General features: G+C 64.8%; 27 protein-coding genes. 19 read left to right on the top strand and 8 right to left on the bottom strand.

The window, feature by feature from the left end:
• Positions 1-55 precede the first annotated feature (55 nt).
• A complete protein-coding gene (locus C8J46_RS14495; RefSeq protein ID WP_132740520.1) occupies positions 56-1663 on the bottom strand; it encodes a class I adenylate-forming enzyme family protein in 1608 nt (535 codons plus the stop codon).
• Positions 1664-1736: 73 nt separating this feature from the next.
• Here C8J46_RS14495 and C8J46_RS14490 point away from each other — a divergent pair, with 73 nt between their 5' ends.
• A complete protein-coding gene (locus C8J46_RS14490; RefSeq protein ID WP_132740517.1) occupies positions 1737-2351 on the top strand; it encodes a glutathione S-transferase in 615 nt (204 codons plus the stop codon).
• 399 nt (positions 2352-2750) lie between these two features.
• Positions 2751-4055, top strand: coding sequence for an MFS transporter (locus tag C8J46_RS14485; RefSeq protein WP_132740514.1), 1305 nt, complete (start codon positions 2751-2753; stop codon positions 4053-4055).
• Between the two features lie 146 nt (positions 4056-4201).
• On the opposite strand, the gene C8J46_RS14480 is transcribed toward C8J46_RS14485, so the two are convergent.
• Positions 4202-4573, bottom strand: a complete 372-nt coding sequence (locus tag C8J46_RS14480) for an STAS/SEC14 domain-containing protein (RefSeq protein ID WP_132740511.1) — start codon at positions 4571-4573, stop codon at positions 4202-4204.
• A gap of 97 nt (positions 4574-4670) precedes the next feature.
• Positions 4671-5915 (bottom strand): TetR/AcrR family transcriptional regulator, encoded by a 1245-nt coding sequence (locus C8J46_RS14475; protein WP_132740508.1) that lies wholly within the window; start codon positions 5913-5915, stop codon positions 4671-4673.
• A gap of 156 nt (positions 5916-6071) precedes the next feature.
• Here C8J46_RS14475 and C8J46_RS14470 point away from each other — a divergent pair, with 156 nt between their 5' ends.
• The 9 genes from C8J46_RS14470 (at position 6072) to C8J46_RS14430 (ending at position 13954) form a co-directional block, all read left to right on the top strand.
• Positions 6072-7355 (top strand): acyl-CoA dehydrogenase family protein, encoded by a 1284-nt coding sequence (locus tag C8J46_RS14470; protein ID WP_056062247.1) that lies wholly within the window; start codon positions 6072-6074, stop codon positions 7353-7355.
• A 189-nt stretch (positions 7356-7544) separates the two neighbouring features.
• Positions 7545-8627, top strand: a complete 1083-nt coding sequence (locus C8J46_RS14465) for a Zn-dependent alcohol dehydrogenase (protein WP_056062250.1) — start codon at positions 7545-7547, stop codon at positions 8625-8627.
• Between the two features lie 20 nt (positions 8628-8647).
• Positions 8648-9691, top strand: coding sequence for a phosphotransferase family protein (locus C8J46_RS14460; RefSeq protein WP_132740882.1), 1044 nt, complete (start codon positions 8648-8650; stop codon positions 9689-9691).
• Positions 9692-9830: 139 nt separating this feature from the next.
• Complete coding sequence (locus C8J46_RS14455; RefSeq protein WP_132740505.1) at positions 9831-10595, top strand: SDR family oxidoreductase; 765 nt, start codon at positions 9831-9833, stop codon at positions 10593-10595.
• A gap of 15 nt (positions 10596-10610) precedes the next feature.
• On the top strand, positions 10611-11408 hold the full coding sequence (locus C8J46_RS14450) for an SDR family oxidoreductase (protein WP_132740502.1): 798 nt from the start codon (positions 10611-10613) through the stop codon (positions 11406-11408).
• Entirely contained in the window at positions 11405-11746 is a 342-nt protein-coding gene (locus C8J46_RS14445; protein ID WP_132740499.1) for a hypothetical protein, read from the top strand. Before C8J46_RS14450 ends, C8J46_RS14445 begins: the two co-directional genes overlap by 4 nt.
• Positions 11747-11894: 148 nt before the next feature.
• Complete coding sequence (gene gntA / locus C8J46_RS14440; protein ID WP_132740496.1) at positions 11895-12602, top strand: guanitoxin biosynthesis heme-dependent pre-guanitoxin N-hydroxylase GntA; 708 nt, start codon at positions 11895-11897, stop codon at positions 12600-12602.
• Positions 12599-13222, top strand: a complete 624-nt coding sequence (locus tag C8J46_RS14435; protein WP_132740493.1) for an urea carboxylase-associated family protein — start codon at positions 12599-12601, stop codon at positions 13220-13222. The genes gntA and C8J46_RS14435 overlap by 4 nt, the downstream gene beginning before the upstream one ends.
• 117 nt (positions 13223-13339) lie before the next feature.
• Positions 13340-13954, top strand: coding sequence for a superoxide dismutase (locus tag C8J46_RS14430; protein ID WP_132740490.1), 615 nt, complete (start codon positions 13340-13342; stop codon positions 13952-13954).
• 147 nt (positions 13955-14101) lie between these two features.
• Here the strand turns inward: C8J46_RS14430 and ispZ are convergent, their stop codons facing one another.
• From ispZ to C8J46_RS14410, 4 genes are all read right to left on the bottom strand, one after another.
• Positions 14102-14704, bottom strand: coding sequence for a septation protein IspZ (ispZ, locus tag C8J46_RS14425; protein WP_132740879.1), 603 nt, complete (start codon positions 14702-14704; stop codon positions 14102-14104).
• Between the two features lie 152 nt (positions 14705-14856).
• Entirely contained in the window at positions 14857-15792 is a 936-nt protein-coding gene (ftsY, locus tag C8J46_RS14420; protein WP_132740487.1) for a signal recognition particle-docking protein FtsY, read from the bottom strand.
• Entirely contained in the window at positions 15789-17036 is a 1248-nt protein-coding gene (mtaB, locus tag C8J46_RS14415) for a tRNA (N(6)-L-threonylcarbamoyladenosine(37)-C(2))-methylthiotransferase MtaB (protein ID WP_132740484.1), read from the bottom strand. The genes ftsY and mtaB overlap by 4 nt, the downstream gene beginning before the upstream one ends.
• 312 nt (positions 17037-17348) lie before the next feature.
• Positions 17349-18974 carry an EAL domain-containing protein gene (locus tag C8J46_RS14410; protein WP_243643405.1) on the bottom strand — a complete coding sequence of 542 codons (1626 nt, stop codon included), beginning with the start codon at positions 18972-18974 and terminating at the stop codon, positions 17349-17351.
• Between the two features lie 367 nt (positions 18975-19341).
• Here C8J46_RS14410 and ffh point away from each other — a divergent pair, with 367 nt between their 5' ends.
• From ffh to rimM, 4 genes are all read left to right on the top strand, one after another.
• Positions 19342-20883: a signal recognition particle protein gene (ffh, locus tag C8J46_RS14405; RefSeq protein ID WP_132740481.1), complete on the top strand. Its 1542-nt coding sequence runs from the start codon at positions 19342-19344 to the stop codon at positions 20881-20883.
• Between the two features lie 68 nt (positions 20884-20951).
• Positions 20952-21398 (top strand): 30S ribosomal protein S16, encoded by a 447-nt coding sequence (gene rpsP, locus C8J46_RS14400; protein ID WP_056486332.1) that lies wholly within the window; start codon positions 20952-20954, stop codon positions 21396-21398.
• A 162-nt stretch (positions 21399-21560) separates the two neighbouring features.
• Positions 21561-21740 carry a hypothetical protein gene (locus C8J46_RS14395; RefSeq protein WP_132740479.1) on the top strand — a complete coding sequence of 60 codons (180 nt, stop codon included), beginning with the start codon at positions 21561-21563 and terminating at the stop codon, positions 21738-21740.
• Positions 21718-22218 (top strand): ribosome maturation factor RimM, encoded by a 501-nt coding sequence (gene rimM / locus C8J46_RS14390; RefSeq protein WP_132740476.1) that lies wholly within the window; start codon positions 21718-21720, stop codon positions 22216-22218. The genes C8J46_RS14395 and rimM overlap by 23 nt, the downstream gene beginning before the upstream one ends.
• A 71-nt stretch (positions 22219-22289) precedes the next feature.
• On the opposite strand, the gene C8J46_RS14385 is transcribed toward rimM, so the two are convergent.
• Positions 22290-23195 (bottom strand): NAD(P)/FAD-dependent oxidoreductase, encoded by a 906-nt coding sequence (locus tag C8J46_RS14385; RefSeq protein ID WP_132740873.1) that lies wholly within the window; start codon positions 23193-23195, stop codon positions 22290-22292.
• 77 nt (positions 23196-23272) lie between these two features.
• On the opposite strand from C8J46_RS14385, the gene C8J46_RS14380 reads away from it, so the two are divergent.
• Genes C8J46_RS14380 through rplS form a run of 4 tightly spaced genes read left to right on the top strand, consistent with a single transcriptional unit; the run spans position 23273 to position 25045 of the window.
• Positions 23273-23557, top strand: coding sequence for an AbrB/MazE/SpoVT family DNA-binding domain-containing protein (locus tag C8J46_RS14380; protein WP_132740473.1), 285 nt, complete (start codon positions 23273-23275; stop codon positions 23555-23557).
• On the top strand, positions 23554-23928 hold the full coding sequence (locus tag C8J46_RS14375) for a type II toxin-antitoxin system VapC family toxin (RefSeq protein WP_132740470.1): 375 nt from the start codon (positions 23554-23556) through the stop codon (positions 23926-23928). Before C8J46_RS14380 ends, C8J46_RS14375 begins: the two co-directional genes overlap by 4 nt.
• Positions 23925-24656 carry a tRNA (guanosine(37)-N1)-methyltransferase TrmD gene (trmD, locus tag C8J46_RS14370; protein WP_132740467.1) on the top strand — a complete coding sequence of 244 codons (732 nt, stop codon included), beginning with the start codon at positions 23925-23927 and terminating at the stop codon, positions 24654-24656. Before C8J46_RS14375 ends, trmD begins: the two co-directional genes overlap by 4 nt.
• A complete protein-coding gene (rplS, locus tag C8J46_RS14365; protein WP_031395442.1) occupies positions 24653-25045 on the top strand; it encodes a 50S ribosomal protein L19 in 393 nt (130 codons plus the stop codon). Before trmD ends, rplS begins: the two co-directional genes overlap by 4 nt.
• Positions 25046-25405 lie beyond the last annotated feature (360 nt).

Here is a 25405-nt window from a genome sequence, read left to right as displayed (position 1 = left end):
CCCAGGATCCAGAGCCAGATGCGCCAGCAATCGTAATCCTGGATCCTGACTTTCGTCAGGATGACGGAGCGGGCGGGGATGTCGGGGACGCGCTCAGCCGATCCCGCAGTTCGCGCTTGAGCACTTTGCCGATCGCGCTGCGGGGCAGTTCGTCCGCGACATGGAGGGCGGACAGTCGCTGCGTCTTGCCGACTTGTGCGTTTGCCCAAGTTAGGATCGCGGACGGATTCTCGGTCGTACCGTTTCGCGGCACATAGAACCCCACCGGCGTCTCGCCCCACGCCTCCGACGGAACCCCAATCACCGCGCAGTCCGCCACCGCGGGATGCTGCGCCAACACCGCCTCCAGATCAGACGGATAGATGTTGAACCCGCCCGAGATGATCAGGTCCTTCTTCCGGTCCATCAGCGTGAGAAAACCTTCTTCGTCGAACCGCCCGACGTCGCCGTGGCGGATATAGCGGTTGCCGTCCGCGTCATGCCATTCGGCGTCGCGCGTCGCCTCGGTACGGCCGTGATAGCCGTTCATCATCGCCGCGCTGCGGCCGACGACCTCGCCCATCTCGCCCGGCGCGACTTCGTTGCCCTCGTCGTCGATCAGGCGGATCTCGTGGCCCGGCATCGGCTGGCCGACGGTGTGGAGCTTGGTCGGGTTGGCGGTCGCGTTCAGCGCGCAACTCGCGCCACCCTCGGTCATACCGTAAAATTCGACCAGCAATCCCGGCCAGCGCGCGACGACGTCTGCCTTCAGCGCGGCGGAAAAGGGCGCGCTGGTGCTGGTCTTGAAGCGGAACGCGGACAGGTCGAAGTCATCGAAGTCAGGCAGCGCCATGATCCGCTGATACTGGACCGGGACCAGCATCGTGTGCGTCGCGCGGTAGCGCTCTGCGAGGTCGAGATACGCGCGTGCCTCGAACTTCTTCATCAGCACTACGGTGCCGCCCCAGCCGAGCGTCGGCAGGAAGCTGACCAGCGTGGTGTTCGAATAGAGCGGCGTGGCGATCATCGTCACCGCGGTGTCGAACCCCGCGGCGGTGTTGCGCGAAATGTGAGCCCAGCGCATCGCGTGGCTCTGGACGATGCCCTTCGGCGTGCCGGTCGTGCCGGAGGAGTAGATTATGTTGAACGGGTCTTCGGGCGAGATTGCAACGGGGGTGGGTTTGGCGCCATCGGGAGCGAGCCAATCCTCAAAAGCCTGAAAAGCTTGTTCCCCCGCGAAGGCGGGGCCCCAGTCTGGGCCCCCGCCTTCGCGGGGGAACAAGACCACGCGGGCCATCAACAGTTGCCCTTCCAAAGTCCGCGCATTCTCCGCATCCAGGAACACGATCGGCGCTCCGCTATCCGCAATCATCGCCGCGATCGCCGCCGGCGTAGCGGACGGAGCGATCGGCGTCGCCACACACCCCGCCCGTACCGCACCAAGGAATACCGCGGCATAGTCCGTCGTCGGCGCCGCGACGATCGCCACCGCAGTCCCCGGCGCTACCCCGTCGCGCCGCAACGCTACCGCGACCCGGTCCATTGTCGAGTCGAGTGTCCGATAGTCGATACTGCCCTGCGCATCGGTAACGGCCGTACGATCCCCGCGTTCGAGCGCATGCGCGCGGATCAAATCGGGCAGCGTGGCGAAGCCCGTGGCGAGCATGTCTGCGGCAGTCGTCATTCGCGCATCGCTAGGCGAACGCGCCCGGCAATGCCATACGGTATATTCGAAAACCGATATCGAGGAGACGCCGATGCTGTTCTACGATAGCGCGCTGCCCGCGCCCAACCCGCGTCGCGTCCGCATATTCCTCGCCGAAAAGCATATCCGCGTACCGATGGCGCAGATTTCGATCCCCAAGGCCGAGCACAAGGCAAAGGCGTTCCTGTCGGTCAACGCGCTTGGCCAGACGCCCGCGCTGGCGTTCGACGATGGCCGCGTGCTGACCGAAAGCGTCGCGATCTGCCGCTATTTCGAGATGCTCCACCCCGATCCGCCGCTGTTTGGCCACGGCGCGCACAACGTCGCTGAGATCGACATGTGGACGCGGCGGATCGAATTGCGGCTGATGACGCCGCTGTCGATGGTCTGGCTGCACACGCACCCCTGGACCGCGCGGATCGTCCAGCCGCAATATACCGAGTTCGGCGAAAGCCAGCGCCCACGCGTGCTGGCCGCGATGGCAGAGTTCGATCATGCGCTCGCGGGTCGCGACTGGCTCGACGGGGAGCGTTACACGATCGCCGACATCGTCCTGCTGACGACGATCGACTTCGCCAAGTTCGTCGGCATCGCAGTGCCTGACGAACTGGTGCACCTGAAGGCCTGGCACGCCCGCGCCACCGCCCGACCAAGCTCCCAAGCGTGAACGGCAGCGGCACATCCAGCTGTCCGATTTTACCAAGACTGCCAGGATCTGCAAAAGTCGCTTTGCAAAGCCGCGAATCTATGCGAGGGGGCCGCATACCCGGTATTCAGATTGCCCGGACGCTCCGCTCCATCGATGATGCGAGACGAGCCCGGCCACGACGTTGGAGAGGGGATAAGGCGGAAGAGCGACCCGAACGAGGACGCATCTTCCGCCGTCCTTCCCGCGAACCACCGGCCACACCCCGAAACGCGCAACGCTATGCTCCGGCGCGATAATTCCGCCTTGCGACGGCATGCCCTCGGCTCGTCGCAGATGTGCCCGGCGTGCAGCTTTAGCTTGTCTGGTACGCCCCGATTGCCCTAGCGTAAGGTCTGTTTCGACTTCGAGGTATTGCCGATGGCCGCAGCGTATCAGTCCCATCCCGAGATCGCCGATGCCTTGGCAATGAAGCGACGGGGCCTGACGCTCGCGCTGCTCACCTTCACCTATTTCTTCAGTTATATGGACCGCCAGATCCTCGCCATCCTGCTCGAGCGGATCAAGGCGGACCTGCTGCTGACCGATACGCAGCTCGGGTTGCTGTCCGGACTCGTGTTCGCGATCTTCTATGCGACGCTCGGCATTCCGGTTGCTCGACTCGCGGATCGGACCAGCCGGCGGAATATCATCGCCGCCAGCCTGACGATCTGGAGCGCGATGACGGCGCTGTGCGGGCTCGCGCAGAACTTCACGCAGCTGATGCTGTTCCGGATCGGCGTCGGCATCGGCGAGGCGGGGTCGAGCCCGCCCAGCCATTCGATCATCGCCGATCTCTATTCACCCGAGAAGCGTGCCAGTGCGATGGCGGTGTATTCGCTCGGCGTGGTGCTCGGCGCTGGCTTCGGCACGCTGATCGGTGGCGTCGTCGCGCACTCTTACGGGTGGCGGATCGCGATGATGACTGTGGGCCTGCCGGGTATTGTCTTGGCCGTGCTCGTCCGTCTGTTCATGGTCGAGCCTCGCCGCGGCTTGTCCGACGCGGCACGCGCCGTAGCGGCGCCGATGCCGAGCGTCGCGCAAGGCTTCGCCTCGATGTGGGCGAGCGCACCGGCGCGACACTTGGTGGTCGGCGTCACGCTGACATCGATGATCGGCTACGCGCTGACCGGCTGGGGCCCGAGCTATATCCAGCGGTCGCTCGGCATCTCGATGCTCGACATCTCGCGCTATATCGCGCTGCCGGGGGCGCTGTTCGGCGCGATCTCGGCGCTGGCGGGCGGCAAGATCGCGGATGTCCTCGCCAAGCGTCACGGCCTCCACGTCCAGGCCTGGGTGGTGCTGGTGATGAAGGGGCTTTCCCTCCCGTTCGCGCTCGCCTTCTACCTGATCGACGCGCCGGCGATCGCGATCGGCAGCTATTTCGTGTCACTGATCTTCGCCAATTCGTATCTTGGCCCGAGTTTCGCGCTGATCCAACATCTGGCGCCGCTGCAGATACGCGCGATGTGGGCGGCGATCACGCTGCTGGTGATCAACCTGGTCGGGCTGGGACTGGGACCGACGCTAGTCGGCTGGTTGAGCGATCTGCTGAAGCCGGGCTTTGGCGAAGATTCGCTCCGCTATGCGCTGATCATCATTGTGCTGATGACGCCGTGGGCACTGTTCCATTATTGGCGTGCGGGTGTCTTGCTGAAGCGCGCGGAGGATGCGGCGGTTCGATAGTCCCGCCAAAGCCGTCATCCTGCGCAGGCGGGAATCCTGACGCTCGGACTGCAGTAATGTCGCGGGGGCAACCGGTATGTATCCTGCCTCCGCTGAAATGCTGGAAGAGGTGTTGGGGGCTCGCGGTTTCCGGTGAAATTCCTGATCTAGACTGGCCCATCGTCGCGCATCCACGCCAGCGCCGTCTCGCGGTCGTCGAAGACCGCCATGTCGTCGCGCACCGACGCGATCCGCTTGACCTGCAATCTCGCAAGCTTGCCGTCGGTATACAGCGCAACCTTGCGCGATTTCAGCGGCATCGACACCGCGACGCGTTGCAGCATCGCGATCACCTCCTGCGGCTGGATCGCCGACTTCGAGAAATTGCACAGCAGCATGTGCCGCTTGCCGGTGGCCAGCACGCGCCGTCCCTCGCGCTCCAGGTCGCGCAGGAAGTCCTCGACATGTTCGATCGTCCAGAAGCCGGACGCATCGACCTCGATGATCCCCGTCGCAAGATCGGTCGTGATGGTGTGCATACCGCCTCCGTGGAGGCGCCGGAGTCAGCCGTCAGCGGTTAACGCCGCGTAACCAAACCGTTCCTGCTGCAAACCCGCACCAGTCCGGGGAGGGCGCTCAGGCCTTTGCCATCCGGTCGTCGAACAGTCCGAACATCAATGTCGAGGCGTACATCGCGATCGCCCGCTCGCGCGGCATCGTCGAGGCCCATTTGCGCATGTCGAACGCGGCGTTCTGGAGCGCCATCAACGCCTGCGCCGCAATCAGCGCATCGACCGCGCGGATCGAGCCTTCGCCGATGCCGTCCATCATCATGCCCGCATAGCGTCGTGCGATGCCGTTCGAGCGGTCGACCATCGCGTTGCGTACGCCGACCGGCAGGCCGCTGAGCGCCGTCGTTCGTAGCAGCGGGCCGCGCTCGGCGAACTGCACGTCGAGTAGCGTCGCGACGGTGCTCGACAGCTTGTGCCAGTAGCTCCCGCCCTCGGCCTCGCCGCGGCTCTGGGCATCGGCGATCGTGTCGAAGCTGCGGCGGTAGCACGCGATGACGAGGTCGTCCTTCGCATCGAGATGGTGGTAGAAACTGCCCTTGGTCACGTTCAGCTCGGAGGCGATCTTCTGCACCGATGCGCCGCGATAGCCGAGTTCGTTGATCAGGCGCGTCGCCGCCAGCAGGAACGCCTCGCGGCCCGGTTCCGCCTCGTCATGGCTGAGATCGAGCAGGGTAGGCGACCATTTGGCGGCCTTGCCCGCGATGCCGTGCGCGAACACGTCCATCAGCCGTTCCTCGACCCGGCCGTACTGGTCGGGCTCGTACCGCGTCAGCCAGATCGGCAGCCAGAACGTATTCTCGAGCAGCACATGCGCGCGTGCGCCGTTGAGATCGGTCTGCGCGCGCGACGAAGTCGGCCCCCACAACAGCCGCGTCCGACGGAACACCTCGCGCCAGCCCGCCATCAGCCGGCCGCGCATCGGCTCCTCGGTCGCGCGCAGATCGGACAGGACCGCGAAGGCCTTCTCCTCGCCGCGCTGGATCCGCCCGAGCCGGTCCATGTTGAGTGCGAGATAGCGCCGAACGCGTTCTTCCGGTGTCGCTTCTTCCGCCGCGACGTCGAGCATCGCGATCAGCGATTCGAGCGTGTTCTCGAACGCTGCGGCGGCAAGGTCTTCCTTGCGCTTGAAATAATAGGTAACGCTCGTCGTGTTGAGCCCGACGCGCCGCGCCACGTCCGCGAACGTCATGCCCTTGGCACTCTGTTCGTTGATCGCTTCTGCCGCCGCGGCGAGGATCGCGTCACGCTTCGCACGGAAGCGCTTGGTCCCCTGTTCGCTCTCGTCGCTGGCCTCTGCCGGAACCTTCATCGAAACACCCTAACAGCTTCGATTTGAAGATACAGTGCTTTTTAGGCGCTTTCAGGGCGGACTTGAAAACATGCTTTCCGGGGCCCTCCACACGCTTTACCGAATACGCGGTATGGTCTAACCCGCCTCCAAAGCGATGACGAACGGAGAGCCCGCATGGATTTTACGCTGAGCGAACGAGAGACGTATTTCCGGGATCGGGTCCGGGATTTCATCGACCAGAATATCCGCCCCCGTCAGGCCGATTACGACCAGCAGGCGCATGAGGGCGAGCGCTGGAAGGTGATTCCGGTGATCGAGGAGATGAAGGAGAAGGCCAAAGCCGCCGGCCTCTGGAATTTCTTCATGCCGCCGCATTCGGGCCAGACGCACGTCGACGATTCGTTCGAGTTCGAAGGCACGCAGCTCACCAATCTCGAATATGCGTTATGCGCCGAGGAGATGGGCAAGGTCAGCTGGGCGAGCGAGTGCTTCAACTGCTCGGCGCCCGATACCGGCAACATGGAAGTGTTTCACCGCTATGGCACGCGCGAGCAGAAGGACCGGTGGCTCGGGCCGTTGATGCGCGGCGAGATCCGATCGGCGTTTCTGATGACCGAGCCCGCGGTGGCGTCGTCGGATGCGACCAACATCGAGACGTCGATGGTTCGGGACGGCGATCACTATGTCATCAACGGCACCAAATGGTGGTCGTCGGGCGTGGGCGATCCGCGCTGCAAGATCGCGATCGTGATGGGCAAGACGAGCTTCGAGGGTTCGCGGCATCAGCAGCAGAGCCAGATCCTCGTGCCGATGGATACGCCGGGGGTGACGATCAAGCGCATGCTGTCGGTGTATGGCTATGATCACGCGCCGCATGGGCATGGTGAGGTCGTGCTGGAGAACGTCCGCGTGCCGGTCGAGAACGTGCTGCTCGGCGAGGGACGCGGGTTCGAGATCGCGCAGGGGCGGCTTGGGCCGGGCCGTATTCATCACTGCATGCGCACCATCGGCGTGGCCGAGACCGCGATCGAGGCCATGGCACGCCGCCTGCTCGACCGGGTCGCGTTCGGCAAGCGGATCGCCGACTTCTCGGTCTGGGAAGAGCGGATCGCGACCGCACGGATCGACATCGAGATGACTCGTTTGCTGTGCCTCAAGGCGGCGGACATGATGGATAAGGCGGGCAACAAGTCGGCGCAGATCGAAATCTCGATGATCAAGGTCGCCGCGCCGAACATGGCGTTGCGGATTCTCGACGATGCGATCCAGGCGCATGGCGGTGGCGGCGTCTCGGGCGACTTCCGGTTGGCGCATGACTGGGCGGCGATGCGGACTCTGCGGTTCGCGGACGGTCCGGATGAGGTCCACAACCGCTCGATCGCGCGCAACGAGTTCGGGAAATATGGGGACTTCCGTAAGGGCGGCGTTTCCAGCGGGGATGTCGGGGTGAGCCGGTAGGTTTTCTCCGTCCGTTCGTCCGCTATCCCCCGTCATCCCAGCGAAAGCTGGGATCTCCCCATTCGGGTCGCGGCGCCTGCCAACCGGGATACCCCAGCTTTCGCTGGGGTGACGGATTTGGTGGAGGGGCGGACTTCGGAATAACGGGCTGGGTGGAGTGCCCCGACCACAAAAATACGAAAGGCAGACATGAAAGCCGCAGTCCTTTTCGAAGCCAACACCCCGCTCAGCATCGAGGACGTGACCGTCTCGAAGCCGACGGCGCATGAGGTACTGATCCGCACCGTCGCGGTCGGCGTGTGCCGGTCCGACCTACATTTTGTCGACGGCGCCTATCCGCACGCGATGCCGACGATTCCGGGGCATGAGGCTTGCGGTGTGGTCGAGGCGATCGGCGACGAAGTGCGCGGCGTGAAGGTCGGCGACCATGTCGTCACCTGTCTCTCGGCCTTCTGCGGCCAATGCGAGTTCTGCGTCACCGGACGGATGTCGCTGTGCATCGACGCTAGCGTGCGCCGTCCTAAGGGCGCCGCACCGCGCCTGATGCTCGGCGACCGGCCGATCGCGCAGATGCTCAACCTCAGCGCCTATGCCGAGATGATGCTGGTCCACGAACACGCCTGCGTGGCGATCGACCGCGACATGCCGATGGACCGCGCGGCGCTGCTCGGCTGCGCGATCACGACGGGGGCGGGGGCGGTGTTCAACACCACCGACGTGACGCCGGGCGAGACGGTGTGCGTGGTCGGCTGCGGTGGGATCGGGCTGGCAGCGGTGAACGCCGCGAAAATCGCGGGCGCTGGCAAGATCATCGCGCTCGATCCCGTTCCCGAGAAGCGCGCGATGGCGGAGAAGCTCGGCGCAACGCACAGCATCGACGCGCTGTCCGACACCGCCGCGGACGAGGTCGTCGCGATCACCAAGGGCGGCGTGCACCATGCGATCGAGGCGGTCGGCCGTGCGCAATCGGCGGCCACCGCGGTGAAGGTCCTGCGTCGCGGCGGCACCGCGACGATCCTCGGCATGATGCCGCTCGGCGAGAAGGTCGGACTGTCGGCGATGGACCTGCTGTCAGGCAAGCGGTTGCAGGGCGGGTTCATGGGCTCGAACCGCTTCCCGGTCGACATCCCGCGGCTGGTCGATTTCTACATGCGCGGGTTGCTCGATCTCGACACGATCATCGCCGACCGAATGCCGCTGGAGCGGATCAACGACGCGTTCGACGAGCTGCGGCGCGGCGACACGACCCGCAGCGTGATCACCTTCTCGTGACGAGCGACGCTTCGACCAGCATGGTCGGCACGATCGCCGTCGGGGACAAGGACCGCCTCGACCTTGACAAGCTCGACGCATGGATGACCGCCAACGTGCCGGGCTATTCCGGGCCGCTCACCTACGCGAAGTTCGCCGGCGGCCAATCGAACCCGACCTACCGCCTCGACACGCCGGAGCGCGCCTACGTCCTGCGTCGGAAACCGTTCGGGCCGATCCTGCCAAGCGCACACGCCGTCGATCGCGAATACCGCGTCATCGCCGGCCTCTATCCCACCGGCTTCCCGGTGCCTCGGCCTTACGGGCTTTGCGAAGACGCGGCCGTGATCGGCTCGGCCTTCTACGTCATGGAGATGGTCGAGGGCCGGACGATCTGGGACGGCGCGATGCCCGACGCGACCCCCGCAGAGCGCACCGCGCATTACGAGGCGATGGTCGACACGCTCGCCGCGCTCCACAACACCGATTACGCCGCAGCGGAGCTGGGCGACTACGGCAAGCCCGGCAATTATTTCGAGCGCCAAGTCGGCCGCTGGACCAAGCAATACCGCGCCGCCGAAACCGAGCACATGGAGTCGGTCGAACGCCTCATCGACTGGCTCCCGCGCACACTGCCCGAGCAGACGCGGACCTCGATCGTCCACGGCGACTACCGCATCGACAACATGATCTTCGCGCCGGCTGAGGCCAAGGTCATCGCGGTGCTCGACTGGGAGTTGTCGACGCTCGGCGATCCGCTCGCAGATTTCTCATATCTGTTGATGAGCTGGGTGACTGAACCCGAAGGGCGGTCCGGCGTGCTCGGCATGACCGGGCCAGAGACGGGCATTCCGACGATCGAGCAGGTCGTCGAGCGTTATTGCGCCGCCACCGGCCGCGACGGGGTGCCCGATCTCAACTGGTATTTCGCCTACAACCTCTTCCGCCTGACCGGGATCGTCCAGGGGATCAAGAAGCGTATCGTCGACGGCACCGCGTCGAGCGCGCAGGCGGAGAAGACGGTCGCGAAGATCCACGGGCTGGCGGATGCGGCGTGGGGCTTCGCAGTGAAGGCGGGGGCTTAGTTCATGCCCCCGAATTCTCCCGTCATCCCAGCGAAAGCTGGGATCTCACGGTTTGGATCGTAGCGCCAGCCAACGGGGATACCCCAGCTTTCGCTGGGGTACGGGCTTGGTTCGAGATAAGTCGCTACGGGAGAAGAAGATGTCGCAGTTCGACCTAACGGGACAAGTCGCGATCGTCACCGGATCGTCGCGAGGAATCGGCCTCGCCTCCGCCCGCGAACTCGCCGAGCACGGCGCAAAGGTCGTGATCTCCAGTCGCAAGCAGGACGCCTGCGACGCTGTCGCGGCGGAGCTCAACGCCCAGCACGGCGACGGTACCGCGATCGCCATTGCCGCGAGCATTTCCGACAAGGCAGCCCTGCAACACCTCGTCGACGAGACCCGCGCCCAGCTCGGTCGCATCGACATCCTCGTCTGCAACGCCGCCTCGAACCCCTATTACGGTCCGCAGGCCGGCATTGCCGACGACCAGTTCCGGAAAATTCTAGACAACAATATCGTCTCGAATCACTGGCTGATCCAGATGGTCGCACCCGAGATGCTGGAGCGCCGCAGCGGCAGCATAATCATTATCTCGTCGATCGGCGGCCTGCGCGGCTCGCCCGTCATCGGCGCGTATTGCATCAGCAAGGCTGCCGACATGCAGCTCGCACGCAACCTCGCGGTCGAGTTCGGCCCGTCCAACGTCCGCGTGAACTGCATCGCGCCCGGCCTGATCAAGACCGACTTCGCGCGGGCGCTGTGGGAGGATCCCGGCCGTATCGAGGCGGCGAACACGCGCGTCCCGCTTCGTCGGATCGGCGAGCCCGAAGAGATCGCCGGCGCGGTCGTCTTCATGGCGTCGTCGGCGAGCAACTTCATGACCGGCCAGACGATGGTCATCGACGGCGGCGTCACGATCTAACCGAAGGACCATGCGATGCGCTTTACCGACAAATCCATCATCGTCACCGGCGCAGGTTCCGGCATAGGCCGCGCCGCCGCGCTCCTGTTCGCGAGCGAAGGGGGCAGGGTCGTCGTCGCCGACAAGACCGAGGGCGCGGACGAAACCGCGCACCTGATCACGCAAGCCGGCGGCGCGGCGAAGGCGATCCGCATCGACGCCGGGCTCGAAGAGGACGTGATCCGTACCATCGCGCTCGCCTGCGACAGCTTCGGCGGCCTCGACGTGATGTTCGCCAATGCGGGGATCTCGGGCGGCATGGCGAACCTGTTCGACACCGACGTCGCGCTGATCACCGAAGTGCTGCGCGTCAACCTGATCGGCCCGTTCCTCGCGATCAAGCACGCCGCCCCGCGCATCGCCGAGCGAGGGAAGGGCGCGATCGTCCTCACCGCGAGCGTCGCCGGCATCCGCTCGGGCGCCGGCTCGCCCGCATACTCTGCGTCAAAGGCCGGTGTCATCAACCTCGCAGCCGTCTCCGCGCAGCAACTCACCGGCTCGAACGTCCGCGTCAACGCGATCTGCCCCGGCCTGACCGAGACCGGCATGACCAAGCCCGTCTTCGATTACGCGCGCGAGGCGAACAAGATGGACCGCGTCGGCCGCCTCAACCCGCTCCACCGCGGCGCGCAGCCCGAGGAATTGGCAAAGGTTGCACTGTTCCTGGCCTCCGAAGACGCGAGCTACGTCAACGGGCAAGCGATCGCTGTCGACGGCGGTCTCTCGTCGAGCCATCCCGTCACGCGGCAGGAGTACGGCAAGACCGCCGCATGACTCGAAACGCGGACAAGGCCCCGCCGCTGTCGACGCCCGACGGTCGTTACATCGTCGTCCGCGGTCGGTTGTGGCGCAAGGCGAACCCCGATCTGTCCGATGCAGATCGGGATCGTCTGGTGCACGATCTGATGGATGCGCGACGTGCTGTGGCACAAGCCCGACGGCGCAGCGATGTGGAAGGCGAGCATGCCGCACATGCCGCGGTCGACACGGCTAAGCGAGGCCTCGGGGAAAGAGGCCCGGTATGGTGGACGGATGGCGCCCCCGATTTGAACCGGCATATGGCAAGGACGACGTCCTATGCGGAATGGTTTTCTATAGCAGACACATCGTGACGTTGTGCGTTTAGCACCCGGCAACTCTCTAAAGTTACGCGATATTTACTATTAGGCGTCGTGAGATGTTCTGCCGAACCGCCCCCGTAATCGCCTTAACCCACGGCAATGCAAGGAACGGGTAGCGTCGGAAAGCGTCCTTGCTCCTATGGAAATCCAGCAGTCATCATTATTTCCCTGGCGCCACAAGGATCAGGACACGCACGTCGCGCTGCTCCGCGATCACATAGCGGAAGCGACCTTCCCGTGTGTCGGCGCAAAAGCCGCGGTGGCAAAAGGCACGTTGGAAGTGCTGTCTTGCAATAGGATCGATTCCGCGTGGGACGACGTTCGTATCCATGACGGTCTTTTGACCTTCGCAGCCGCATACCGCGCAGATCCGGCGCTGTTCCGGAGCTTTGCCGTCGTGTTCGACGAGCCGGTGACGTTCGACGAGCCGACCTTCGAGCGGCATCTCTGGAACCGTATCCAGTCGCTATCCGATAAGGATGTCTGGCGCGGACAGGATTACGACGAGCGCGTGAGTGCCGATCCGGACAGCCCGCATTTCTCGCTAAGCTTCGGTGGCGAAGCGTTCTTCGTGGTTGGCCTGCATCCCAATGCCAGCCGGCCCGCGCGACAGTTCGCGCGCCCGACGATGGTCTTCAATCTGCATGACCAGTTCACGCTCCTGCGTGCGCAAGGCCGTTACGAAACGATGCGCGAAAAGATCATGGTGCGTGACGAGGCTATCGCAGGGTCGCGCAATCCCATGCTGACGCGTCACGGCGAAATGAGCGAGGCTCGGCAGTATAGCGGGCGCTCGGTCGACGAGGTCTGGCGCTGCCCGTTTTCCTATCAGGGTGCATCGTCATGACGGGCGTAACAGACGCGCTAGCCGTGGTCGAGATTCCGGAGCGCGGCGGCACCGCGTTTCGTCTCGCGCGGGGCGAGACGCTGACCGTGATCGACCCCCGTGGCGAGCAGGTTGCCGATCTGCTCGCGTTCAACGCCGACGATCTCGACGAGGTCATCTCCTCGGGGCGGACGCTTGACTATGCCGAGACGATCTACCTTACGACGGGTCACATTCTCTATTCGAACCGGTCGCAGCCGATGCTGGAGATCGTCGCGGATGACGTCGGCCGGCACGACTTTTTGCTGACGCCGTGCTCGTACGACACGTTTCATCATTTCTATCCGACGCTGACTCCGCATCGGGGGTGTTTCGGCAATCTCGCGGCGGCGCTTGAGCCTTATGGCGTGGTCCCCGATCGGATTCCGACGGCGTTCAACTGTTTCATGAACGTGCCGATCGACGCAGATACGGGCAAGCTCAGTGTCCTGCCGCCGATCAGCAAGGCGGGCGACCAGATCGTCTTCCGCGCGGCGATGGATCTCGTAATTGGCCTAACGGCGTGTTCCGCACCGGATTCGAACGGCGGCACGTTCAAACCGATCCATTATGCGATCGGAGCCAATCCTCGACTGCGATAGGATGGCGCAAACTCAGGGTGCGCATGGCGCGCGCTACGCTTGCGTAACGACTTTGTGGGGACCATTTGGGGCGTGCGGGCGTTTGACGTCCGACCCTATTCACGAAGGAGAATCCTGATGGCTTTCGAACTCCCACCGCTGCCCTATGCCTATGATGCGCTTGAGCCGGTGATCGACCAGGAGACGATGAAGTTTCATCACGACAAGCATCATGCCGCGTACACCGCGAAGTTGAACGAAGGTGTCGAGAAGGACTCCGCGCTGCAGGGCAAATCGATCGAGGACATCCTCGGCATGATCTCGTCGCAGCCGCCGCTGGTCCGCAACAATGGCGGTGGCTTCTGGAACCACGACTTCTTCTGGAAGACGATGGCGGCCAAGAACGGCCAGGCCCCGTCGGGCAAGCTCGCCGAGGCGATCGATCGCGACTTCGGCAGCCTCGACAAGCTGAAGGAAGAGTTCAACACCAAGGGTGCGGGGCAGTTCGGCTCGGGCTGGGCATGGTTGATCGCGGACGCGAGCGGCAAGCTGAAGGTGACGAGCACGCCGAACCAGGACAACCCGCTGATGGACGACGCTAAGGAGCCGGGCACGCCGCTGCTGGGCAACGACGTCTGGGAGCATGCCTATTATCTGACGTACAAGAACGATCGCCCGGGCTATCTGAAGGCCTGGTGGGACATCGTGAACTGGGACGTCGTTGGCGAGCGCTACGCGAAGCTCGCGGGCTGAGCCCAATTCGAACAACCCCGACCTCAATAACCACCGTCACCCCAGCGAAAGCTGGGGTATCCCGGTTGGCAGTCGTCTCGGCTAGAACCGGGAGATCCCAGCGTTCGCTGGGATGACGTGTCCGAGTCGGGATGACGGATAGTGAGATTACCCTTCGGGCGGCAGGTCGGTCACGGCCTTGTCGCCCGTTTGCAATCCATGCTTCAACAGCATCGGAATATTGGCGAACGCGAACAGCAACGTGAGCGGGATCGCGCCCCACAGCTTGAAGCCGACCCAGAAATTCCACCCGGCGTCCTTGCCCCACGCGGCCAGCGTGTAGCGCCAGACGAATTCGTTCAGCAGCGCCATGAAAATGAAGAACACGACCCAGTTGCGCGTCAGCTTGTGCCAGCCCTCGGCGGTGAGGCCGGGATACGCGCTTTCAAGCAACGATTGGAGCAGCGGGCGCCCGGTGAGTAGCCCGAACAGCAGGATCGCGGCGAACATCGCGTAGATGATCGTCGGCTTCATCTGGATGAAGCGCTGGTCGTGGAAATAGATCGTCAGTCCGCCGAACACGACGATCAACGCACCCGACAGCCACAGCATTGGCGAGATATGCCCCGCCTTCACCTTCGACACGATCATCGCGGCGATGGTGGCGATGATGAACGCGGTGGTGGCTGCGATCACGCGCGCGATCGGCAGGCCTGGGGTGAGGAAGTTCACCGCGAAGAAGATCGCGAGCGGGCCGTAGTCGATGGCCATGCGGAGGCCGGGGGAGAGCGGGGGCTTGGTCACTATATTATCCAGAAATCACGGTAAAATGCCGTTCGTCCTGAGCGTAGTCGAAGGACATTGCCACAAGCTGACTAGTCCTTCGACTTCGCTCAGGACGAACGGGGGGCGCGGGGCAGGTGTTACTTTCGAACGCTCTCCACACCTGCGATAATCCGGCTGACCTCGTTCGCATCGAAGGGGCGCAGATCCGTCATCCCCTCGCCGATCCCGATCGCATGGATCGGCAGGCCGTATTTCTCCGCCGCCGCCACCAGCACGCCGCCGCGCGCGGTACCGTCGAGCTTGGTCATCACGAGGCCGGTGACGCCTGCAACCTCCTTGAAGACCTCGATCTGCTGGAGTGCGTTCTGGCCGGTGGTCGCGTCGAGGACGAGGACGATGTCGTGCGGGCTCTCAGGGTTGATCCGGCCCAGCACGCGGCGGATCTTCGCCAGCTCGTCCATCAGCTCGCGCTTGTTCTGGAGGCGACCGGCGGTGTCGACGATCAGCACGTCGATGCCGGTCTCGGTCGCCTTCTTGACCGCGTCCCACACGACGCCCGCCGCATCGCCGCCCTCGGGACCGGTCACGATTGGCACGCCGACGCGCTCGGCCCAAGTCCGGAGCTGACCGATCGCGGCGGCGCGGAAGGTGTCGCCGGCGGCCAGCATCACGCCGTAATCCTGCTCCATCAGCAGATGCGCGAGCTTGGCGATGGTGGTGGTCTTGCCCGAACCGTTGACGCCGATGACGAGGATCACCTGCGGCCGCGGGAAGGCGTCGATCTCGATCGGCTTGGCGACCGTGGCGAGCACCTTTTCGACCTCTTCCGCGACGATAACGCGGATGCCGAGTTCCTCCATGTTGCGCTCGAAGCTGCCCTCGGCGAGGCGGTGGCGGATGCGGCCGGCGGTCTCGGGGCCAAGGTCCGACGCGATCAGCGCCTCCTCGATATCGTCGAGCGTCGCGTTGTCGAGCCGCGCGCCGCCGAGGCCGGCGAGGTTGCCGACGAGCCGGTCGGAGGTGCGCTTGAAGCCGCCGATCAGCTTGTCGTGCCAGGTTGGGGTGGTGCTCATGATGGTTCTCGTGTTGCGCTGAGGCGGTCGGACGTGGCGCCGGTGATCGTGATGCGGACGATGTCGCCGGGTATGGCGGGTTCGTCCAGTGCGACTTCGGCGAAATTGCCGATATGGCCGCGGTCGCCCGGGCGTTCGACGAGTACGTCCTGCGATGTGCCGACCAAGGTTTGCAGCCATCGCGCGCGAGTTGTCTCGCCAGCCGCGCGCAGGAGGGCGGCGCGGTGGCGACGGACTTTTGGCTCGACTTGCGGCATGCGCGCGGCGGGAGTGCCGGCGCGCGGCGAATAGGGGAAGATGTGCGGATGGACGATGTGGCAGTCGTCGATCAGCGCGAGCGTGTTGGCGAACATCGCCGCGTCCTCGGTCGGGAAGCCGGCGATCAGGTCTGCGCCGATCGCGATGTCGGAGCGCGCGGTCTTGAGGCGCTCGACCAGCGCGACGCTTTCCGCGCGCGAATGGCGGCGCTTCATCCGCTTGAGGATCATGTCGTCGCCCGCCTGGAGCGAGAGATGGACGTGCGGCATGATCCGACGCTCGGTGGTGAGCAGATCGAAGAGACGGTCGTCGATCTCGATGCCGTCGAGCGAGGAGAGACGCAGGCGTTCGAGCTTCGGCACGTGGTGTAGGATGCGTTCGACTAGGTGGCCGAGCGTCGGTGCGCCGGGAAGGTCGGGGCCGTAGCTGGTCAGATCGACGCCGGTAAGGACGATCTCACGGTGGCCGGCGTCGACGAGCCCGGCGATCCGCTCGACGACCGCGCCCGCGGGGACCGAGCGGCTCGGCCCGCGACCGAACGGGATCGCACAGAAGGTGCAGCGGTGGTCGCAGCCGTTCTGGACCTCGACGAACGCCCGCGCGTGGGCGGAGAAGCTGGCGGCGAGGTGCGGCGCGGTCTCGCGGACCTGCATGATGTCGGAGACGACGACTTTTACATCAGCCTTCCAAGCTGAATACGTCAGCTTGTCGGCATTACCGACGACGCGGTCGACTTCGGGCATCGCCGCAAAGCTCGCCGGATCGATCTGCGCGGCGCATCCGGTGACGACGATCTGAGCCTCGGGCCGGTCGCGTTTCGCGCGGCGGATCGCGACCCGCGTCGCCTTCACGGCGGCGTTGGTGACCGCGCAGCTGTTGACCACGACCATGTCCCGCCCGGCGACGAGCGCGCGGATGGTCTCGCTTTCGGCGATGTTGAGGCGGCAGCCGAGGCTGATGACCTCTGGCTGCGGGGCAGATGGCATGGAGCGCGATTTAGGAGGGGTGGGGGGCGAAGTCCACGCTTTGCATCGTGGTAGTGACGCATCCGACGTCCTGTTCTCCTGCGAACGCAGGAGCCCAGGGTACCGATCGAAGCACTGCTGGATTCTGGGCTACTGCTTTCGCGGGAGAACGAGAACTTATGGGGCTGCCTTATACACCGCACACCACCCCGGCGGAGGCCGGGGCCCAGTTGGGAGACGATGGTGGTGAGGGACGGTCCGTCGTTACTGCAGCCTTTCCAACTGGGCCCCGGCCTCCGCCGGGGTGGGGCTGTGTGAGTGGCTGGCAAAACCTCAGCCCGCCAGCCGCGGCGCAATCCCCGGCGGCGGCGGCGCATCACGGTCCGGCCGCTGGGCCAAAAGCCGCTTCTCCGCCAGCAACCGCCGGACCTGTGCCGCGCCGAGCGGCCGCCCGTACAGATACCCCTGGCCCTTCGCGCACCCGATGGCGCGCAGGCGTTCCTCGATCACGGCGTCCTCGATTCCCTCTGCGGTCGTCGGCAGGTTGAGGCTGTCCCCCAGCCGCGCGATGGTGTTCACGATCGCCATGCTCTCGGGATTATCCAGGATCGAGGTGACGAAGCTCTTGTCGATCTTGATCCGATCGAACGGCAGCGCCCGCAGATGCGCCAGACTCGAATAGCCCGTCCCGAAATCATCGAGCGCAAGGCGGATGCCCTGGTTCTTCAGGCTCCCCACGATCGACTGTGCGAGCGGGAGATTGTCGAACAATGCGCTCTCGGTAATCTCGATCTCGAGCCGGCTCGCGGGGAACCCCGTCTCGACCAACGTCTTAATGATCTTCTGCGCGAGCCACGCATCGCGCAACTGCAGCGGCGAGACGTTGACCGACAGCGTGAGCCCCGCGTCCCAGTCGCGCGCGGCAGCGAACGCCTGGCGCATGATCGACAACGACAGTTCGCCAATCAATCCGATCTCCTCTGCGATCGGGATGAACACGTCGGGCGCGATGATGCCCTTGGTCGGATGTTCCCAGCGCGCAAGGACCTCGAAGCCGGTGATGCGGCCAGTGGTCAGGTCGACCTGCTGCTCGAAATACGGGACGATCTCCTGCGCCGGGATCGCGTTTCGCAAGCCCGTCTCGAGTTCGCCGCGCAGTTGCAGCGAGCGCTCCATCGATCGGTCGAACCACGCATGGCGGCCGCGCCCAGCGGTCTTGGCGGCATGCAGCGCGATATCGGCGTTGCGCAGTAGCGCGTCGATCGATGCGCAGTCGCTGTCGGAGCGCGCGATGCCGATCGATACACCGGTATGGATGTCGACGCCATTGCTGCGGAACGGCAGCGCGAGGCCGGCGACCATCCGCTCGGCGATCCGGTCAGCGACGTTTTTGTGTGCGGAGTCGAACACGAACGCGCAGGCGAATTCGTCCTCGCCGAGCCGCGCGAGCAGGCTGGTGCTCGGTGCGATCGCGGCGATCGTCTCCGCGACATAGGCGAGCAGCAGGTCGCCGACCGCATAGCCGTGCAGGTCGTTGACGCTCTTGAAATGGTCGACGTCGATCGTCAGCATGGCCATTGCCTTGCCGCGGCGGCGGGCGCTGGCAAACAGCGTCGCACCGTCTTCGGACAGGCTGCGGCGATTGAGGAAGCCGGTGAGCGGATCGCGTTGCGCCAGCGCTTGCGCGCGGTGGCCGGCGTCGGTCAGGTCGCTCAGTTCCTCGGCGAGCGCACGGTAGCGGAACCAGCCGAACAGGATCAGCGCGACGTTCAGCAGCATCGCCGCGATCAGTGTCCGGTCGATCACGGCGGTGCTGCCGCGCAGATTCGCCAGCGCCTTGACCAGGACCGTGCCGCCGGTGCCGACGAACAGCAGGATCGCGGCGCCTGTCACGGCGCCGGTCATGAATTCCCGACTGATGTTGCGGGGCGCACGCGTCGCCGCCGACTTTGCGGTCATGGGAGTGTCCGGTCGTTGATTGGTCGCCGGTGTGGCATGCGACAGGTGTAGGAGATGTTAAGGCGGCGTCGGCTCGGGGCAGGGCGTGGCGTGGGTGCGACTGGTTGATCTACATTGCATCAATTGGTTCTCCCGGAAGGGCAGGAGCTCAGGCTGAGCTTCTGCCCTTCCGGGAGAATAAGGAGGTGCGCCCGCTCGACAATTGCGCTCCACGACTCGATCTTGCATCCGCGGCTGCATTCCAGTAGGTGGCCACCCACGTTCCGTTACGGGGCGCATTGGACGAGCATCCAAGGATGCACGCTGGCCGGCGAGGTTTCGCCCGCCGGCGCTTTTGCGTTTGGTAGCGGTGTATGGGAGTATTTCGATGTTCGAAAGCCTGAGCGATCGACTTGGCGGCGTCTTCGACCGCCTTCGCGGCCGGGGTGCGCTGACCGAAGCGGACGTGCGTGCGGCGATGCGCGAAGTGCGCGTCGCGCTGCTCGAAGCCGACGTCGCGCTGCCCGTCGCGCGCGAGTTCGTCGAGAAGGCGACCGAGAAGGCGATCGGCCAGAACGTCCTGCGCTCGGTCACGCCGGGGCAGCAGGTCGTCAAGATCGTCAGCGATGCGCTGGTCGAGATGCTCGGCTCCGATGCCGTCGAGCTGGAGCTGGGCGTCACGCCGCCGGCCGTCATCATGATGGTCGGCCTCCAGGGCTCGGGCAAGACGACCACCACCGCCAAGATCGCCAAGCGGTTGGCGGCGGGACAGGCCAATTTCGGCCAGGCCGGTCGCGAGCGCAAGAAGGTGCTGATGGCGTCGCTCGACGTCAATCGCCCGAACGCGCAGGAGCAGCTGGCGACGCTCGGCACGCAGATCGACGTCGCGACGCTGCCGATCGTGCAGGGCCAGCAGCCGGTCGATATCGTCCGTCGCGCGATGCAGGCGGCCAAGCTCCAGGGCTATGACGTCCTGATGCTCGACACCGCGGGTCGACTCCATGTCGACCAGGCGCTGATGGACGAGATGAAGGCGGTCGCCGACGTCGCGAACCCGGCCGAGATCCTGCTGGTCGTCGACTCGCTGACCGGCCAGGACGCGGTCAACGTCGCGCAGAACTTCAGCGATCAGGTACCGCTGACGGGTATCGTGCTTACCCGCATGGACGGCGATGCGCGCGGCGGCGCGGCGCTGTCGATGCGCGCGGTCACCGGCAAGCCGATCAAGTTCGCAGGGACCGGCGAGAAGCTCGATGCGCTCGAAGCGTTCCATCCCGAGCGCGTCGCTGGCCGCATCCTCGGCATGGGCGACGTCGTCAGCCTGGTCGAGCGTGCCGCGGAGTCGATCCAGGCCGAAGACGCCGAGCGCATGGCCGCCAAGATGGCCAAGGGTCAGTTCGACATGAACGACCTGCGCGCCCAGCTGGCGCAGATGCAGCGGATGGGCGGGCTCGGCGCGCTGGCGGGCATGATCCCCGGCATGAAGAAGGCGCAGGGTGCGGTCGCGTCGGTCGGTGGCGAAAAGGTGCTGGTGCACATGGACGCGATGATCGGTTCGATGACGATCAAGGAGCGCAACAAGCCCGAACTGATCAACGCCAAGCGCAAGATCCGCATCGCCAAGGGCTCCGGGACGACCGTCCAGGAGGTCAACAAGCTGCTGAAAATGCACCTCGAAATGTCGACCGCGATGAAGAAGATCAAGAAGATGGGCGGCATGAAGGGCATGATGGCGATGCTCGGCAAGGGTGGCCTTGGCGGCGGTCTCGGCGGCATCGGCAATGCGATCGGCGGGCCGCAGATGGGCGACATGCTCAACAAGGCTGGCGCGGGTGGCCTGCCCGGCGGTGGCGGTGGTCTGCCGGGGCTTGGTGGCCCCAAGATGCCGCAGATGCCGGCCGGTTTCGACGATTTTCTGAAGAAGAAATAACCTCCTTATCCAACCACGACACCTCGGCTCGCGCCGGGGGAGCTATCTAGAAAACGAAGGAAAATATCATGGCAATCAACATTCGCCTCGCGCGCGGTGGCTCCAAGAAGCGTCCTTACTACAAGATCGTCGTTGCCGATGCGCGTTCGCCGCGTGACGGCCGCTTCATCGAGAAGATCGGCAACTACAACCCGCTCCTCGCCAAGGACAACGAGCAGCGCGTTCAGCTCGACGCCGACCGCGCGAAGCATTGGCTGAGCGTCGGCGCGCAGCCGACCGACCGCGTCGCGCGCTTCCTCGACCAGGCTGGCGTGCTCGAGCGTTCGGCCCGCAACAACCCGAACAAGGGCAAGCCCGGCGAGAAGGCCACCGAGCGCGCCGAAGAGCGTGCGACCAAGGCGGCTGAAGCTGCCGAGGCTGAGGCCGCTGCGAAGGCTGCACCTGCCAGCGGTAGCAACGAAGAGACCGAGCAGGTCGCCGCTGCTGAAATCGAAGACGCAACGAGCGCTTCGTAAGATCCGGGGGCGGTCGGGACATCCCGGCCGCCCTTGTTCCGTCATCCCAGCGAACGCTGGGACCCAGAGCCAAGCGCGGCAACGTTCGTGACCCTGGGTCCTGGGTCGAGCCCAGGATGACGACGAGGGTAACGGACGCGTTCCGCACCCGAACCGGACTTCATGCGTTCTACTTTCGGTAACCCCGAACAGGAGCGTATGATGGCCCCCGAAACCGACCCCCGCACAGCCCCCGCACCCGAGGACATCGAAGATGCCACCAACCAAGGCGTCTCCGCCGACGACCCCGCCGAAGGCTCCGACGACACCCCCGGCCGCGATGAAGGCTCCGCGCAAGGCTGATGTCACGCTCGCCGTCGTCATCGGTGCGCACGGCATCGGTGGCGAGGTACGGCTGAAGGTCTTCGCCGAGAATTTCGGCAGCTATAAGAGCTTCAATAACGGCGCGCTGTCGCTGAAGTCCGCGCGAAATGGCAACAACGGCATGATCGCGCGCTTCGCCGAGGTCGCCGATCGCAACGCCGCCGAGGCGATGCGCGGAACCGAACTGACGGTGCCGCGGTCTTCGCTGCCGCCGCTGGAAGACGGTGAATATTATCACACCGATGTGATCGGGCTCGATGTCGTCTCGACCGATGGTGAGGCGATCGGACACGTTGTCGCTATCGATAATTTTGGTGCGGGCGACGTGATTGAGATCGAACGTCCTTCTGTGGACGACAAGCCTGGCAAGCGGTTCATGATCCCGATGCGCCCCGAAGCGGTTCCTGAATGGGATGCCGACCGTCTCGTCGTCGAGGCTTCGTTCGCCGCCGAGTAAGCGTTGTTCTCCTGCGAAGGCGGGAGTCCAGTCTGGGTCCCCGCCTTCGCGGGGAAACAATTACGGGACGATTACCGCCGAAGTGGTCGCTGTTCGGCGAGCATGTTGCGGATCGTTGTCGCGGCGACGCCGGCTTCACCCATTGCGTGGCTGATCTGGTCGAGGCCTTTCACGACGTCGCCCGCCGCGAACAAGCCGGGGATCGACGTGCGCTGGTGCGAGTCGACTTCCAGGCAGCCGTCCTCAGATGCGCGCGCGCCTGCGGCGACGGCCAGTTCCGAACGGATAACCGACCCGAGCGCCGGATAGATGCTGTCGAACGACAATCGTCCCTCGACTGTATCCAGCGCTAACGTGTCGCCTTCGATCGCGTAGTTGCCACAAGGACCACCAACGCTGACGATCCCGGCTTCGTCTAGCGCCGCGTCGCAGGTCGGATCAAGATCGTGGCCACCCTTGGGCGCGATCAGTGTCACGTCTTTCGTGTAGCCGCGCAGGAACAGGGCCTCGCGCATGCCGTGGTCGCCGGTGCCTATGATGCCGACGCGCTTGTCGGTGACTTCGTAGCCGTCGCAGATCGGGCAGTAACGGAGTAGCCCTGCCTCAAGCGCTTCGTCGTGGATCGCATCGGGCATGTCCGGACGGTTGTTCACGACTCCGGTGGCGAGCAGCACGCTCCGAGCTCGCGCGCGGCGATCGCCGAGCCGTACGGTGAAGCCGTCGTCGTCGACCTCGATCGCGTCTACCCGCACACCCTCGCGGACCGCGCCATAATTCTCCGCCTGCGCCAGCATCCGCGCGAGCAAGTCAGTCCCGCGGATGCCTTCCGGATACCCCGCATGATTATGCGTGCAGGGTATCAGCGCCGCGCGACTGCTCCCGCAGTCGAACAACCGGATCGAAAGATGAAACCGAGCGAGATAGATCGCCGCGGTGAGCCCCGCCGGGCCGGCGCCGATGATGATGCAATCGTCCATCCCGCGCGAGCGTTTCGCAGGCGTAATTGTTCCTTGCACCGGTTTCGTATATACGCCGTGTGCATACGGAGGCGGCAATGGCCAAGGAATATCGTGCGAAGGTCTTCAAGTCGGGCAACTCGGTCGCGTTGCGCTTGCCCAAAGCCCTGGGGATTGTGGAGGGTGCGGAAATGACCGTGCGTGAGGACAGCGGCAAGTTCATCGTCGAGCCTTATTCGCCAGTGCCCAAGAAGATCGATCTTACCGGCATCTACGGCTCGATCCCCGGGTTGAAGCTCATCTACCACGAAGACCGGATCTTCGACCCCTCGCCGCGTCCGTGGGATGATCCGTCCTGGCCGGGGCGGACCGACGAGCCGTGAAGTATCTGCTCGACACCAATATCTGCATCCTGTTGCTTGGTGGTAATGTCCCTCTGCTACGGCGACGTGTCGAGCGGTGCGACGAGGGTGAGCTGGGCATGTCGGCCATCGTCTTTGCCGAACTGGCAGTCGGCAGTTGGCAGGGCAAGCTGCCGCCTTTGCAGACGGTCGATGCGTTCAGCCGGTGGGTGCCGGTACTTCCGTTCGACGAATTGTCGGCCAAGACATATGCACAATTGCCTTTCAAGCGCGGGAGCTTCGATCGGCTGATCGCTGCGCACGCACTGTCGCTTGGACTGACCGTGATCACCAACAACGAGCGCGACTTCGCCGACGTGCCCGGCCTTCGCATAGAGAATTGGACGCTGTGACTTTCGCTGCCACGATATTGACGCTGTATCCCGAGATGTTTCCGGGGCCGCTGGGGACGTCGCTTGCGGGGCGGGCACTGGGGGAGGGGCGGTGGTCCTGCTCGCCGGTGCAGATCCGGGACTTTGCTACCGACAAGCACAAGTCGGTGGACGATACGCCGGCGGGGGGCGGGGCCGGGATGGTACTGCGCGCCGACGTGGTGGCCTCGGCGATCGACAGCGTGGCGGATGGGCGGCCGGTGCTGGCGATGACGCCTCGGGGGAAGCCGCTTACCCAGGAGCGGGTGCGGGCGCTCGCGCAAGGCCCCGGCGTCACGATTCTCTGCGGCCGGTTCGAGGGGTTCGACGAACGGCTGTTCGAGGCGCGGGAGATCGAGGAGGTCTCGATCGGCGACTACATCCTGTCGGGGGGCGAGATGGGCGCGCTGGTGCTGCTCGATGCTTGCATTCGGCTGCTGCCCGGCGTAATGGGCGCGGCTTCTAGTGGGGATGACGAGAGCTTCGAAACGGGGCTGCTCGAATATCCGCATTATACCCGACCTCAATCATGGGAAGGGCGCACGATCCCGCAGGTGCTGCGATCGGGGGATCATGCGAAGATCGCTGCATGGCGCAAACGCCGCGCGGAGATCGATACACGGTCACGGCGACCGGACCTTTGGGAGCGCCATGAGGGCGTTCGGGTCCAGTCGCCCTCTGGCGCGCAGCGACACGAGGACGAGACATGAACCTGTTGCAGACGATCGAAGCCGAGAACATCGCGAAGTTCCTGGCCAACAAGACGATCCCCGATTTCCGCCCCGGCGACACGCTGAAGGTCGGCGTGAAGGTCGTCGAAGGCGAGCGCACGCGTATTCAGAACTACGAGGGCGTGTGCATCGCGCGCTCGAACAAGGGCATGGGCTCGAACTTCACCGTGCGGAAGATGAGCTTCGGCGAGGGCGTCGAGCGCGTCTTCCCTCTTTACTCGCCGAACGTCGATTCGATCGAAGTCGTTCGCAAGGGCGCCGTGCGTCGCGCCAAGCTGTATTACCTGCGTGGCCGCACCGGTAAGGCAGCGCGTATCGCCGAGCGTCGCGACATGCGCCCTGCAAAGGGCACCGCAGCCGCCGAGTAATCGGACCGCTAGAGTTGGAGAAGGGCGCGGGGGCGATGGTCCCCGCGCCCTTTTTCGTTGTGCGCCTGAAATCAATGCGTTGCGCCGATGCTGCAGTGCGGAAGTGCACGAAGTTCACAGTCTCAGAGCGTTCTGCACATCGCCCGATATGGGGGCCGAGAGGGGCGTTCTGGGCCAAGGGTGATGCAGGCGGGATAGGGGCGGGGTCGGGCATCCGCTGAGGGTGCGCTCCGAGGCGCGTGTAGGACAGCGGATTAGCACGTCGGCCAGCGGCGGCCGTGGTGTCTGGGCGATTTCTCCGTCCTGGGCGTCGGAGGTGGTTGTCGGGTCGGACAGGCGCGCGCGTTCCTTCGCAGGCCG

Origin of the sequence: Sphingomonas sp. PP-F2F-A104-K0414 (genome assembly GCF_004340945.1) — a bacterium.
Taxonomy (GTDB): domain Bacteria; phylum Pseudomonadota; class Alphaproteobacteria; order Sphingomonadales; family Sphingomonadaceae; genus Sphingomonas.
This window is presented reverse-complemented; position numbering and strand designations above follow the sequence as displayed.

Coding starts and splice junctions, on each gene's coding strand:
- C8J46_RS14495 (WP_132740520.1), bottom strand. CDS start 1,663: ATGACGACTGCCGCAGACATGCTCGCCACGGGCTTCGCCACGCTGCCC.
- C8J46_RS14490 (WP_132740517.1), top strand. CDS start 1,737: ATGCTGTTCTACGATAGCGCGCTGCCCGCGCCCAACCCGCGTCGCGTC.
- C8J46_RS14485 (WP_132740514.1), top strand. CDS start 2,751: ATGGCCGCAGCGTATCAGTCCCATCCCGAGATCGCCGATGCCTTGGCA.
- C8J46_RS14480 (WP_132740511.1), bottom strand. CDS start 4,573: ATGCACACCATCACGACCGATCTTGCGACGGGGATCATCGAGGTCGAT.
- C8J46_RS14475 (WP_132740508.1), bottom strand. CDS start 5,915: ATGAAGGTTCCGGCAGAGGCCAGCGACGAGAGCGAACAGGGGACCAAG.
- C8J46_RS14470 (WP_056062247.1), top strand. CDS start 6,072: ATGGATTTTACGCTGAGCGAACGAGAGACGTATTTCCGGGATCGGGTC.
- C8J46_RS14465 (WP_056062250.1), top strand. CDS start 7,545: ATGAAAGCCGCAGTCCTTTTCGAAGCCAACACCCCGCTCAGCATCGAG.
- C8J46_RS14460 (WP_132740882.1), top strand. CDS start 8,648: ATGGTCGGCACGATCGCCGTCGGGGACAAGGACCGCCTCGACCTTGAC.
- C8J46_RS14455 (WP_132740505.1), top strand. CDS start 9,831: ATGTCGCAGTTCGACCTAACGGGACAAGTCGCGATCGTCACCGGATCG.
- C8J46_RS14450 (WP_132740502.1), top strand. CDS start 10,611: ATGCGCTTTACCGACAAATCCATCATCGTCACCGGCGCAGGTTCCGGC.
- C8J46_RS14445 (WP_132740499.1), top strand. CDS start 11,405: ATGACTCGAAACGCGGACAAGGCCCCGCCGCTGTCGACGCCCGACGGT.
- gntA (WP_132740496.1), top strand. CDS start 11,895: ATGGAAATCCAGCAGTCATCATTATTTCCCTGGCGCCACAAGGATCAG.
- C8J46_RS14435 (WP_132740493.1), top strand. CDS start 12,599: ATGACGGGCGTAACAGACGCGCTAGCCGTGGTCGAGATTCCGGAGCGC.
- C8J46_RS14430 (WP_132740490.1), top strand. CDS start 13,340: ATGGCTTTCGAACTCCCACCGCTGCCCTATGCCTATGATGCGCTTGAG.
- ispZ (WP_132740879.1), bottom strand. CDS start 14,704: ATGGCCATCGACTACGGCCCGCTCGCGATCTTCTTCGCGGTGAACTTC.
- ftsY (WP_132740487.1), bottom strand. CDS start 15,792: ATGAGCACCACCCCAACCTGGCACGACAAGCTGATCGGCGGCTTCAAG.
- mtaB (WP_132740484.1), bottom strand. CDS start 17,036: ATGCCATCTGCCCCGCAGCCAGAGGTCATCAGCCTCGGCTGCCGCCTC.
- C8J46_RS14410 (WP_243643405.1), bottom strand. CDS start 18,974: ATGACCGCAAAGTCGGCGGCGACGCGTGCGCCCCGCAACATCAGTCGG.
- ffh (WP_132740481.1), top strand. CDS start 19,342: ATGTTCGAAAGCCTGAGCGATCGACTTGGCGGCGTCTTCGACCGCCTT.
- rpsP (WP_056486332.1), top strand. CDS start 20,952: ATGGCAATCAACATTCGCCTCGCGCGCGGTGGCTCCAAGAAGCGTCCT.
- C8J46_RS14395 (WP_132740479.1), top strand. CDS start 21,561: ATGCGTTCTACTTTCGGTAACCCCGAACAGGAGCGTATGATGGCCCCC.
- rimM (WP_132740476.1), top strand. CDS start 21,718: ATGAAGGCTCCGCGCAAGGCTGATGTCACGCTCGCCGTCGTCATCGGT.
- C8J46_RS14385 (WP_132740873.1), bottom strand. CDS start 23,195: ATGGACGATTGCATCATCATCGGCGCCGGCCCGGCGGGGCTCACCGCG.
- C8J46_RS14380 (WP_132740473.1), top strand. CDS start 23,273: ATGGCCAAGGAATATCGTGCGAAGGTCTTCAAGTCGGGCAACTCGGTC.
- rplS (WP_031395442.1), top strand. CDS start 24,653: ATGAACCTGTTGCAGACGATCGAAGCCGAGAACATCGCGAAGTTCCTG.